The 12,665-nt window shown below is 31.8% G+C and carries 13 protein-coding genes and 1 pseudogene; 6 read left to right on the top strand and 8 right to left on the bottom strand.

All coding sequences use genetic code 11. The features are described from left to right. Positions 1–108: 108 nt before the first annotated feature. On the bottom strand, positions 109–600 hold the full coding sequence (locus BOW55_RS00930) for a DUF6252 family protein (RefSeq protein WP_129022582.1): 492 nt from the start codon (positions 598–600) through the stop codon (positions 109–111). 198 nt (positions 601–798) lie between these two features. On the opposite strand from BOW55_RS00930, the gene BOW55_RS00925 reads away from it, so the two are divergent. The 3 genes from BOW55_RS00925 (at position 799) to BOW55_RS00915 (ending at position 2,693) form a co-directional block, all read left to right on the top strand. Then, the gene (locus tag BOW55_RS00925) at positions 799–1,362 is read left to right on the top strand and encodes a 30S ribosomal protein S16 (RefSeq protein ID WP_129022581.1); all 564 of its coding nucleotides are present in this window, start codon (positions 799–801) and stop codon (positions 1,360–1,362) included. A 15-nt stretch (positions 1,363–1,377) separates the two neighbouring features. After that, on the top strand, positions 1,378–1,902 hold the full coding sequence (gene rimM, locus BOW55_RS00920; protein ID WP_129022580.1) for a ribosome maturation factor RimM: 525 nt from the start codon (positions 1,378–1,380) through the stop codon (positions 1,900–1,902). Positions 1,903–1,985: 83 nt separating this feature from the next. After that, on the top strand, positions 1,986–2,693 hold the full coding sequence (locus tag BOW55_RS00915; protein ID WP_129022579.1) for a tRNA1(Val) (adenine(37)-N6)-methyltransferase: 708 nt from the start codon (positions 1,986–1,988) through the stop codon (positions 2,691–2,693). Here the strand turns inward: BOW55_RS00915 and BOW55_RS00910 are convergent. From BOW55_RS00910 to BOW55_RS00885, 6 genes and pseudogenes are all read right to left on the bottom strand, one after another. Further along, positions 2,690–3,913 (bottom strand): HlyD family secretion protein, encoded by a 1,224-nt coding sequence (locus tag BOW55_RS00910; RefSeq protein WP_371414508.1) that lies wholly within the window; start codon positions 3,911–3,913, stop codon positions 2,690–2,692. The genes BOW55_RS00915 and BOW55_RS00910 overlap by 4 nt on opposite strands. 73 nt (positions 3,914–3,986) lie before the next feature. Then, positions 3,987–6,180 (bottom strand): annotated as a pseudogene (locus BOW55_RS00905) (peptidase domain-containing ABC transporter). Between the two features lie 179 nt (positions 6,181–6,359). Further along, positions 6,360–6,551: a hypothetical protein gene (locus tag BOW55_RS00900; RefSeq protein ID WP_123872341.1), complete on the bottom strand. Its 192-nt coding sequence runs from the start codon at positions 6,549–6,551 to the stop codon at positions 6,360–6,362. A 503-nt stretch (positions 6,552–7,054) separates the two neighbouring features. Then, a complete protein-coding gene (locus BOW55_RS00895; protein ID WP_129022578.1) occupies positions 7,055–7,270 on the bottom strand; it encodes a hypothetical protein in 216 nt (71 codons plus the stop codon). Between the two features lie 345 nt (positions 7,271–7,615). Next, complete coding sequence (locus BOW55_RS00890; RefSeq protein ID WP_089053738.1) at positions 7,616–7,807, bottom strand: hypothetical protein; 192 nt, start codon at positions 7,805–7,807, stop codon at positions 7,616–7,618. Between the two features lie 286 nt (positions 7,808–8,093). After that, positions 8,094–9,653, bottom strand: a complete 1,560-nt coding sequence (locus tag BOW55_RS00885; RefSeq protein ID WP_129022577.1) for a vitamin K epoxide reductase family protein — start codon at positions 9,651–9,653, stop codon at positions 8,094–8,096. A gap of 493 nt (positions 9,654–10,146) precedes the next feature. Between BOW55_RS00885 and BOW55_RS00880 the strand changes: the two genes are divergently transcribed. The 3 genes from BOW55_RS00880 to BOW55_RS21025 all read left to right on the top strand — a co-directional run bounded on the left by BOW55_RS00880 (position 10,147) and on the right by BOW55_RS21025 (position 10,758). Next, positions 10,147–10,284, top strand: a complete 138-nt coding sequence (locus BOW55_RS00880) for an rSAM-modified peptide (protein WP_129022576.1) — start codon at positions 10,147–10,149, stop codon at positions 10,282–10,284. Between the two features lie 80 nt (positions 10,285–10,364). Further along, a complete protein-coding gene (locus BOW55_RS21030) occupies positions 10,365–10,523 on the top strand; it encodes an rSAM-modified peptide (RefSeq protein ID WP_206733578.1) in 159 nt (52 codons plus the stop codon). Positions 10,524–10,602: 79 nt separating this feature from the next. Continuing rightward, positions 10,603–10,758, top strand: coding sequence for an rSAM-modified peptide (locus BOW55_RS21025; RefSeq protein WP_089053733.1), 156 nt, complete (start codon positions 10,603–10,605; stop codon positions 10,756–10,758). A 40-nt stretch (positions 10,759–10,798) separates the two neighbouring features. Here BOW55_RS21025 and BOW55_RS00865 read toward each other — a convergent pair whose 3' ends face one another. After that, on the bottom strand, positions 10,799–12,562 hold the full coding sequence (locus BOW55_RS00865) for an AraC family transcriptional regulator (RefSeq protein ID WP_129022575.1): 1,764 nt from the start codon (positions 12,560–12,562) through the stop codon (positions 10,799–10,801). Positions 12,563–12,665 lie beyond the last annotated feature (103 nt).

Genomic DNA, 12,665 nt, shown 5'->3' with positions numbered 1-12,665 from the left:
TGTAGCAAATGTAGTCTTATTTTTCTGTAATCTACTATATATTAGTTTATTTATGTTTTTATTTTGATTTTAATAATTCCTCTATAAAATCTATGTCTGAGAAAAAAACTACAACTTATTTTCTATAGCACTCACTTCAATCGGCACTTTATAAAAGACTCCTTCTTTAAAGTTAATCTTAGGCTTTTCAATATTAGTTTCATCATTGTTTTCTGCAGTAAATTTAAACGTTCCAGAAATTGTATGGTTTACGTTATCATAATCAGTAATAACGATTTGTCCGCTGCCTTTATCCGTACCTGTTGAAAATGCAGACAATTCTGTAGACAGCTTATTTTCGTATGATGCCTTAGAAAGTTCATCATTACCCAAAGTAAAAGTTTGCTCTGCAGTCGAAGCCATTTGCAAAATAACTTTTTCATATCCTAAAGAACCTTCTACCACTATACTGCCGTTTTCACCTAAATGTGCTTTATAACTTTGGGCTCTCCAAAAAACATTTTCTTTTAAGCCTTGAAAAGCAGGATTATTGAACTTTACATCTTCTGTACAAGATGCGACAATAAAAAAAAGCGATAAAAAATAAAAGTATTTTTTCATATCTAAGTCAATTTGGTGCAAAAATACCGCATTAAGAGATAATTGCCTCAATAATAAGATCGAAAAAGGCAAAAAAACAATAAAATTGGAATGGAAATGCATTTAATACTTTTTGAAACGTATTATTGATAAAAAAATTATATCTTTGCGCCCTTAATTAACAGAGGTCGAGTACCTCAAAATTTAATCAATAAGATTATGTCAGTAAAAATTAGATTACAAAGACACGGTAAAAAAGGAAAACCTTTTTACTGGGTTGTAGCTGCAGATGCACGCTCAAAAAGAGATGGTAAATACTTAGAGAAAATCGGTACTTACAATCCAAACACTAACCCAGCAACTGTTGAGTTAAACCTTGACAGCGCAGTTAAATGGTTACACAATGGTGCACAACCAACTGATACTGCTAGAGCTATTCTTTCTTACAAAGGTGCTTTATTGAAACACCACCTTGATGGAGGTATTCGTAAAGGTGCTTTAACTCAAGAACAAGCTGATGCTAAATTAGCTGCTTGGTTAGAGGCTAAAGCTGGAAAAGTTGATGCTAAAAAAGACGGTTTATCAAAAGCACAAGCTGATGTTAAAGCTAAAGCTTTAAAAGCTGAAAAAGAAGTTAACGCTAAACGTTTAGCTGCTGCGGCTCAGGCTGAAGCTGACGCTATCGCTGCTGCAACTCCTGCAGTTGAAGAAGTTGCTGAAGTAGAAGCATCTACTGAAGAAGCTCCTGCTGCTGAAGAGAATAACGAAACAACTGAAGCATAATTTTACTTAGCGATAATGCGTAAAGAAGAATGTTTTTATTTAGGTAAAATCGCTAAAAAATTTAGTTTCAAAGGTGAAGTTCTGATCTATTTAGACACAGACGAACCTGAGTTATACGAAAATCTGGAATCAGTGTTTGTTGAACATAACAAACACTTGGTTCCTTTTTTTATTGAAACAAGTTCTTTACACAAAAACGACTTTCTTAGAGTTCGTTTTGAAGATGTAAATACCGAAGAAGATGCAGATGCCTTAGTTGGAAATGCTGTTTATCTTCCTTTAACTATGCTGCCTAAACTTTCTGGCAACAAATTCTATTTTCACGAAGTAATTGGTTTTGAAATCGAAGATCAGCGTTTAGGTGTTTTTGGAAAAATTACTTCTATTAATGATTCTTCTGCACAGCCGCTTTTTGAAGTTTTAAATGGCAATGTAGAAATTTTAGTTCCAATGATTGATCATTTCTTGGTAAAAATTGATCGTGAGAATAAAAAAGTAATCATGAACCTTCCAGAAGGATTGGTAGAAATGTACTTGTAAAAGTTGATTTGTTTAATCGGTTAATTGTTTAATCGAAAACTAAACTTTCTATTAAAAACCTTTTTCATAAAATATAAATCACAATGTTTCAGTTCAAGCAATTCTCTATTAATCAAGATCGTTGTGCAATGAAAGTAGGCACTGATGGCGTTTTATTGGGCTCTTGGGCTCCAATAAATCACAATCCATTTAGTATTTTAGACGTTGGTGCAGGAACTGGAATTATAGCTTTAATGCTTGCGCAGAGAACAAATGCGGAACAAATTGATGCTCTTGAAATTGATGAAGAAGCTTATGAACAAGCGGTAGAAAATTTCGAAAATTCTCCTTGGGGCGATCGTTTATTTTGTTTTCATGCTGGTTTAGATGAATTTATAGAAGAACCGGAAGACGAATATGATTTAATTGTTTCCAATCCGCCTTTTTATGCCGAAGATTATAAAACAGAAAATGAACAACGCGATTTAGCACGCTTTCAAGATGCAATGCCTTTTGAAGAACTTGTTGAAGCAGCCGATTTATTATTATCAGAAAACGGAATATTTGCTTTAATCCTTCCTTTTAAAGAAGAAGAAAAATTTATCGCCTTAGCAAAAGAATCTGAATTATATCCCCTAAAAATTACTCGAGTAAAAGGAACTCCCGCTTCAGCTGTAAAACGTAGTTTATTGGCTTTTAGTCGAAATGAAAATTCTGAAATCGAAATTGATGAATTAGTTATCGAAATTGATCGTCATGTTTATACCCCGGAATATATTGAACTTACAAAGGATTTTTATTTGAAATTCTAAACCTGCTCAAATATACTTTTGAACTGATATAAAATCCTTTCGATTAATCGAAGATCCTCTGTTACAATTTCAGCGCTTCCTTTCATTTCCTGCTGAAATACAATTTGCTTTTTATAGGATGTTTCTAATCCGTTTGGCAGTTCAACATCTAACAATATATTTCCATCTTTATCAGGCACCAACGAAATATTACGGATTTTACCTTTCAGAACACCAAATTCTCTATCTGGAAAATTAGCTAAACGAATATTTACTCGCTGTCCAACTTTTATCTTCCCTGAATTTAATGCTGGTGCTTTTACTTTTCCAATAAAGCCGTTTTTAGCATCAGGAATAATCGAAAAAACATTGTCTCCCGCATTTATCGTTTGATTTTCTGTCCAAACTTGTAAAAAAGTAACCGTTCCACTAATCGACGATTTTAGAGTATAAGTCAGTTCCCAATCCTTAATCACTTTTTTAAGCTGATAAAATGACTGCGCCATATTTCGCCCTAAATTCACTTCCTCTTTAGTGCTGTTTATCTGCGAATTCTGACTTGATTTTGTATTATCAATCAAAGAGGACTTTAATTGTGAAATCGAAGCTAAAAGGCTTCGATAATTCTTCTGTGCTTGCAGGAAACTCAATTTCTTTGCTTCCATTTCCTGAGCCGAAATAATACCTTTTGTAAAAAGGACTTCGAAACGGGCAACTTCATTTTTTTGAAGCTGAAGTTCGCTTTCGTTAATCAATTTTTGCTGCTGCAGAATATCTAATCGTTCTTTTATTTGAATTTTCTCAGAAACTTGCGCTCTGTTTTCAATTGCAAATGGCTGCAAATCATGATTTAATTCCTGCGCTTGATAATCTTTTTGAAAAACTGCGTAAGCACTTTCAATTTCACCCAATTGTGTGTTTTTTAATTGTGCAAATGGGAATTCTTTTTTAGGATCATTAATGTTGTAACTGTCCGTTATGCTTTTTAGTAAAAAAACATCTTTATAATTGGCTGTGTTTTCAATTATTGCCAATGTTGTATTCTTAGAAACAATTGTTTTATCTTTTACCAAAATAGCTTCAATCCTTCCTGAGGACTTTGAAACTATTTTTTCTGGCGGAATATTGGTTGTAATTACAATTTCGGTATTTACAACATCTGGATACTTTATGAACCAGGAAACAAAAAAAGAAGCACTATAATTACAAATATCAAAACCGTTCCCCATCGAATCATCCAATGCGGTACTTTGGTGAGAATGTCTTGAACTTCCTCGCTTCTTAATTCGAATGTGTTATGTTCTTCTGCCATAATTAATTTCCTAACTGCAATTGATTTTTAACCAATTCAAAATAATTTCCTTTTTGTTCTACCAAAGAGGTATGAGATCCTATTTCTATAATTTTTCCTTTATCTAAAACTACAATCTGATCTGCATTCATAACCGTACTTAATCGATGAGCAATTACAACTACTGTTTTATTTTCAAAAAACAAACCTAGCTTTCTCATTATTTCCCTCTCATTATTTGCATCCAAAGCTGATGTTGCTTCATCAAAAAATAAAATTTCGGGATCTTTATAAACTGCTCTTGCAATTAATAGTCTTTGTTTTTGTCCCGTACTCATTCCTACGCCCTCTGCCCCAATTTTTGTATTATAACCAAGCGGCAATTCGCTGATGTACTCTTTAATATTTGCCACATCAGCCGCATAAACTAATCGTTCTTTATTAATTACATCAACTCCAAAAGCAATATTATTAGCAATAGTATCACTAAAAATAAAGCCTTCCTGCATCACAGCGCCAATATTAGAACGCCATGCTTTTTGAGAAATATTTTTCAGCTGTGCATTTCCAATAGTAATCTCTCCTTTTTCAGGCTCATAAAACTTAAGCAGCAACTTCATCAAAGTAGTTTTACCGCTTCCGCTGACGCCCACTATAGCGGTTATTTTATTTGGCGGAATCACAAGACTTAAGTTATCTAAAACAGAAATATCAGAGCCTAAATAGCGATACGAAATATTCTTGATTTCGATTGGAGCATCAAATGGAACATCATTTGTTTGATGAACTTCCTGCTGTGTTTCATCTTCTTTTTCATGAATTTCAGACAATCTTGCCAATGATATTTTTGCATCCTGCAGTTCTCTAACAAATTCAATAAGTTGTGTTACCGGCCCATTTAAGCTTCCTACAATCGAACTGATGGCCAGCATCATCCCCAATGTAATTGAACCGTCGATGACTAATTTTGCCGATAGAAAGATGATAAAAATATTCTTTAATTCGTTGATGACCGAAGAACCAATTGTTTGTGTTTGCTCTAAAACCAACCCTTTTATCGAAACTCTAAACAATCTAGCCTGCACATACTCCCAGCCCCAGCGTTTTTGTTTTTCGGCATTGTGGAGTTTAATTTCCTGCATTCCGTTTATAAGTTCCATCACTTTGCTTTGCTCTTGAGAAACCTCGGCAAAACGTTTATAATCTAAAATTTCTCTTCGTTTTAAAAACAAGGTTATCCATCCAAAATAAAGAAGACTTCCAACAAAAAAGACTAAGAATATCTTTAGATTGAAATAGGCCAAAACGGCTCCCATTACAAACATATTTATAACAGAAAACAAGACGTTTAATGAAGATGTGGTTAGGATTTTCTCAATTCGGCGATGGTCATTTATACGCTGCATTATATCACCCGTCATTCGCACATCAAAAAATGAAATGGGCAGATTCATTAGTTTAATAAAGAAATCTGAAATAAGTGAAATATTAATACGGGTTGAAAGATGCAGTAAAATCCAACTCCTGATAAGTTCTAAACCTGTTCTTCCTGCAAAATAGAAATAACTGCGCAAAAAGAATTAGATAAACGAAATGAATATTCTGATTCTGTATTCCAATATCGACAATACTTTGCGTTAGGAATGGAAAAATAAGCTGCAGCAAACTGCTTGCTAATAAACCTATAGACAATTGAATCAAAAATGATTTATAGCGAAGTACATATTGCGAAAGTAATCCAAAGCCAATTCCTTTACCATCTTCCTTATCAAATTCAGATTGGAAAAATTTTGGTGTGGCCTCAATCAATAAAGCTATTCCTTCTTGAGTCGAATCATCGGCGTTGTTTCCAATCCAAAATTTAAGAAAATCCTCTTTATTATATTCAATTAAACCAAAAGCGGGATCTGATATATAATAAATCCCTTTTTTTATTTTGTAAAGTACTACATAATGATTTTTGTTCCAATGTAAAATGCACGGAAGCGGTGCTTCTTCAAGTCGTTCTGCACTTAATTTTACGCCTAAAGTTCTAAAACCAATTTTTTCTGCAGCATCACTCAAAAAAAGCAAATTACTTCCCTCACGAGTCGTTTCGCTTGCATCGCGCAGCTCCTGAATATTAATTGTTTTACCATAATGTTTGGCTATAATCTTTAAACATGTTGGCCCGCAATCTTTAAAATCTGCTTGTTTGTAACTGGTGAATTTTTTCAACTCTGCTATTTGGGTTTATTCATAACAATATTATACAAAAAATCTTAAAATATAAATCAGTCTTTAATTAATCAACTAAATTTCACCTTTTATAATTGGTTTTCAACTAATCTATAAAAAAGCAAGAAAGCTTTGTTAAAAAACAACAAAGCTTTCTTTACTTTAAATATATTTTATGCTTAGCTGTCTAGCGGACAACCGTCCTCAATAACCGAAGCACAAGTTTCACCATCGCCTGGACGTATAATACCTGCAAAAATATTTGTTCCTGGACAATAACAGGCCTCTATCCCAGGTCCTCCGCCCATAATGTTTTTCTTTTCATTAACTCCTAAAACTTCAATACCAATTAAATCTTTTAATTTTTTCATGATTTGTTTTTTTGATTTGTTAATACTTCAATCATTTTAAGACAGTCGAAGCCTCTGTCTGTTTAACTTAAAAACATCGTAGTATTTTTATTACTATTAAATTCTATGACAAAAAAAAGAGAGAACTAGTCCTCCCATAAATATAAAATACTGCTTGCAGCATCATTTCTCTAGGAGATGGCACTTGATCAGCCCTAACCAAATAAAACTAACCCAGTGACCACTTTTCCTGAGAATCCCGACATCAATCATCAATGTGGGGATATTTGCTCAATGTTCCACGATCGAGCGCCTACAAATTAAAAAAAACATGACTAAATTTTAAAAAAGGCTGTTTCTATATTACTTTATATAAGTTTCAAAAATTAACCAAAAGCAAAATTTTTATAAACTCTCATCCAATATCAAAGTATATGCAATTATGGTTCTAAATACTTATAAATACACTACAACTTTTTACTGGTTTCGAATAGTATTATTAACTAAAAATGCTCCGAATGTTTTTATTCAAATGGAAACTTACAATTCCCTGTACTACCTTCATTCAGTGCTGGGATTGTTCCATCAGGGCAATATGAAAAACAAGAATTACTGCCTGTACCAGGACAAGAACAACGACAATTTGATGGAGGATTAATTGGGCCTCCTCCTTTTATATTTTTTTGCTCAGCTGCACTTAACAAAAAAGTGTCTTTTTGGTTTAAAATGTTTTTTAACATAGTTTTTTGTTTTATTGTTAATACTTCAATTATTCTAACACCTCTGATTATATATCACTTTATTATAGCAATTCGACTATACTTTGTTTTACTATAAAAAAAGGAAGAACTATTTCTATTACCACTATATCTTACTAAAACCATTCTTTCTCTAGGAGATGGCACTTGATCAGCCTAACCAAATAAAACCAATCGAGTGACCACTTTTCCTGAGAATCCCGACACCAATCATCAATGCTGGGATATTTGCTCAATGTTCCACGATCGAGCGCCTACAAATTAAAAAAAACATGACTAAATTTTAAAAAAGGCTGTATGTATATAACTTTAAATAATTTCAAAAAATTAGCAGCATAAACGATTAGTATCGCAAATACCTGCTTCCATATTTATTGGACATGTCCCGCCGCTTGGTATCAACACGCATCCAGCTTCTATTGCATATACCCAGCATTCCGGAATACCGCCTTTTATTGTTTTCTGCTCATTTTTACTAATATGCTGAGCATGTTTCAGATTTAAAATTTTCTTTAACATTACTATTTGAATTTATTTTCGAATCTTTTTACAATTGCATAATCTTAATTTACACTAGCGTAATTCAAATCTAACGAGTAATACTCTGCACAATCTTCAAAGGTCAAACCTGATCTACTATACCATGTGTCACATTTTGGACTAGTTTCTTTAACGTTTGTACCTACTATTGTTTTTTGTTCACTGGCGGTTATCTCTTGCGATCCTTCCAGATTTAAGATGTTTTTTAACATAACTCTTGATTTATTCGGTTTGGGGGGTAACTCTATTCTTATTCTATTTGAAACTAAGCTGTTTTTTCAAGAACTGCTTCTTTCGGTTCTGCAAAATCATTTAAAAAGTACTTCAATTCATTTAGCTCATATTCGTTTGGAAACAAGCTCTCATTTACAATTTTCACTGGAGTATAATTAAAGTTATTTTTAGAACACCATTCATACTGCTTATTTATTTCTTGTTTAACAACCATACTCACTGAATCAACATTCCATTTTTTCAACCATTTTTTCAGACTCATTTTTTTAATATGCCAATCTGAAATTGCTTCGACTGTTTTTCCTGGAGTTGATCTGTTTATTGACAAAAGCCTTTCGACAACAACTTTATATGGATTATCAACATTTTCAGGATTAACATTAAATAATACGTTCAAAAATATTTTATCCGGAAATTTCAATACTAAGTCAAAAGCTTCTTGAAATGTTTTATGACAGTGTACACAACTTGGACTTACGATTACAGTAAGTTTTACAGCGGCACTTCTATTTCCAAAATTTAATCCTCGTAAATCTTCAAGTCCATTTGTATAAGAAACTTTTTTAGACAAGAAATCAAGTAATGAATAATTTCTTTTAAACTTCTTTAGCTCTTTTAAAGTGTTTTCATTATTAAGAACGTCTTTAGCAATTGATTTTATAACAAACCAAATTGGCACAAGAAGAACTAAAGAAAAAAGAAATGGAAAAATCGTCTCGAAACTAAAATTCAAAGTGAACAAGTCTGATGAAAACCAAATTAAACTTTGAGTAAAAATTAAAAACGAAACCATTAAACACATTACACACCATTTTTGAAGTTCAAATTTTTGAATCCATATAGATGATACGATTACAGGGATTGCTAATAAACTCAAGAATCCCACAAAAACAGATGAACTTAAAGGCTGCACTAAAATTGCTATAAATGATGCTCCAAAGAAAAGCAGCGGGAGATCAGAAAAACTAATCCATTTGTCACTATAATGTTCATCAAAATTTAATACTGAGCTGCATGATGAATTTGCACTTAGATTACAGAACTTTGAAATAACACCATTTTTAAAACCCAGTTTTTCCTGAACGATCAAAATACTAACAATTAATCCCAAAGCCGAGGTTAGTAAAAATATGCTGCTATAAAAAGTATATGTATTATAAAAGAACGACAACCCTGCTAAAAGAAAAAATGGCAAGAAGTATTTTAATCCGCTCAATTCAACTTTTAAATTTTCTCTGGCAACAACATTATTAGGTTCGATTGCTACAATTACTCCGTTCCAATCTAAAAGAAATTTATCATATGATATTTTCTGAACTCCTTTTTTAATAGTACTAATTCGAACAAAGTTTTTTGCTCGCTCAACCAATGTTAATTCATCTTTAAAATAAGCCAAAAAATTTGAAGGCAAATCAACGATCTGCTCTTTAGAAACTCTTACTGCAGCATTCTCGATTGACAGTAAATCGAAAGAATCTGTTATGGCAAATAAACTTGGATAATTAGGATGAGAAAGAAACAAATCCTTAAACTCATTTTTCACTTCTGAGTATCTGTTTATTTGAAGAAATTTTTGAATAAGTTTTAACATCCTTTAGACTGGTTTAAATCATAATTACAGTACAAATATTGCTGTTTTTATTCAAAAAATAATCCTAAAAGCACACATTTTATCAATTATACTACATACAATTTATAAATTATAACTAGTACAATAAGGTGCTCAAATTACTACAAATCAGGTCGTTACAAATCAAAACAACCATTCAAAAACCTCAAAACCCTAATTTCGATCAAGGGTTTCTCATTTTATCTAGTTTTGACAAATCAGAAAACATAAAATGCAAAAACGCAACAAATCACAAACTAAATTTTAAAGATTTCTGAGTAAAAAAAACATCTAAAAATTGTAAAAAATCAAGGTTCAAAAAAGAAGATTTGCCGCCCTTAAAATCTTTCAAATGATCTGCGAAAACAATTTTTGAGCTATTCATTCAACTAAAAAAAACACCCAAAAACTCCAAATCTTGACAGAAGGCCTACTGCATTTATTAAAAAATTAGCAACCCTAAAAACACCAAATCATGTCAAATCTGAAACAAAAACTAGACGATTTTAAAGGAGAAAAATTATCTGAAAAACAACAAAAAATAGTAAAAGGAGGAGGAATTACACCATCCTCTATCGACCCTGGAAAAGGAGGATTGGGAGGTACCAATTAAAAAAAATCTTAAAAAAACTCCAAATCTTGATTAAAACCTACCCCTGTTTTAAAAACCCACAACACTAAAAACACTAAAACATGTCAAATCAAAAATTAAAATTCGAAGATTTTCAAGGAGAAAAATTACCTAGAAACCAACAAAAAACGGTAAGAGGAGGTGATGATAATGATATAGATATAACTCCGCCGCCGCCGCCAGTTGATCCTGGAAAAGGAGGATTAGGAGGAGTAAACTAAAAGTTTCTCTTAAAACAAACCTTTATTCAAAACAAGAATACTACACTTTTAAAACCCACAACACTAAAAATATCAAATCATGTCAAATCAAAAATTAAAATTCGAAGATTTTCAAGGAAAAGAATTATCAAAACAACAACAACAAATGGTACGAGGAGGGGACGATAATAATACGGATGAAACTCCTCCAACTCCTGTTGATCCTGGAAAAGGAGGCTTAGGAGGTGCTAATTAAAATTTGATTCGTAGAAATGTTACTTTGAGTAACTATCTCACTAAATATTATTCGCAAACTGAGCTGGAGATACTCCAGTTCTTTTGCGAAACGATTTAGCAAAAGAAACAGCATTTTTAAAACCAACACTTTCTGCGATAGCCTGTGTAGAATACTTTCGATACATATGATTGGTAATCATTTCGTTAATTACATAATTAATTTTCAACTCGTTCGAATACTCTCCAAATGATTTACCAAATCGTTTATTAACTACATAAGACAAATAAGTTGTATTTGTTTTTATTTTCTTAGCTACATAAGGCAATGTAAAATCGGCATTTAAGTACTCTAATTTACTCTCGAGAGCCAATAATTTTTCAACAATTTTGTTTTCTTTAGCTTCGTCAATACTTAAAGGAATGTTTTCTTTTTTGAGTTGTGCTTCTTCCAATTCTAGAACTTCTTCTTGTATTTCTGGCTGCGACTCAACTAATTCGTTGTTGTTTTTCTTCTCGATATTTGCCTTAAATTCTTCAATTAAAGCATTCATTTTTTTATGTGCCTTATTTTTATCTCTAATATTTTTAATTAACAAGAATACCACACTTACAAATACTAATACATAAAAAACCTTAAGACCTCTATTTATCAGAACTTCATTTTTATACCTTTCTTCAATAGTAACCATCTCATCAGTAAGATTGTGCACACCTTGTTTATAGTTAACTTCTAAAGCTTCAGCACTTAACTTTTCCTCAAACTTCTCATAATTATCCAAATAAATTCTTGAGTGCTTATAAGCAAGTTCTGGTTTATTTTGAATATTGTAAATTTTTGCTTGGTAATAATTCGATTTTAAATAATCAATAGCATTAGCATTCGTAATTGCAGAAATCGAATCACATTTTTTGAAAAAAACCAATGCTTTATCGTACTTTTTAGTTGTAAAATAAATATCGCCTAAATTATAATTGGCAACACACAATATATCTTTCTGATTATTTTGACTGGATAGAAAGACGACATCATAATATGTTTTTTCGGCATTTTTATAATCACCTTTCCAATTATAGACATTCCCTAAACTTAGTTTTGCTACTATTTTATTAGAAGCAAAATTTTGAGAATAATTTATGGTTTTTTTATAGTAATATTCGGCAGAATCAAGCAAATGTCTTTTACTTGAATTTTTCATAAAGTAGCTTTCATAGGAACTCGCCAAACTCCGATTGAGATTACTTTTAAGGTTTAAAAATTGATCTTTAGTAAAAACACTTTCATTTGCGTCAACAAAGCGATCAATTTGCTTTACATTTTTAATTGATAATTGATAATTTCCTACTGCCTCATTTACTAAAGCAATATTCATCTTGAACTTAACCAGTTGTTTTACATCATTAATTTGTAAAGACAACTTCATTCCTTCTTGGTAAATTTCCAGCGCTTTTCCATAATTACCTCGATAGGTCTCAGCCAGCCCTCCATAATTATAGATATAAGATTTGAGTTGCGTCTTTTCTTTCGAATCCGGTATCTTTTCTAAATATTGTAAAGCTGCTTTATAACTTTCCTTAGATTTTTTTGAATCACCCTTAAGCTGAAACATAGCGGTCATCGATCCATTTGCAAAAGCCAAATGTTTATAATTCTTCGATCTTGCCATTTGTGAAGCATATACAAGAGCACTGTCGACATTTGCATTAAAATTTAGTCGAATTTTTTCTTGCAATAATAAATACTCCTTCTCGTTCATTACATTTGATTCTTGAGCAAATGCATTATTAAGAACAAAAAGAAGTAGAAAAGAGATGATCAGCCTCATTCATTTTATGTTTTGGAATCTCAAAATTAGGTTATAAATTATCAATAAACTAAAAATAATTTACCTTATTTGTGATTATTTTATAACTAATACTTGTAAATAT

Origin of the sequence: Flavobacterium sp. YO12 (assembly GCF_004119495.1) — a bacterium.
Lineage (GTDB): Bacteria > Bacteroidota > Bacteroidia > Flavobacteriales > Flavobacteriaceae > Flavobacterium.
The sequence above is the reverse complement of the archived record's forward strand: the minus strand, read 5'-3'. Positions and strand labels throughout refer to the sequence as shown.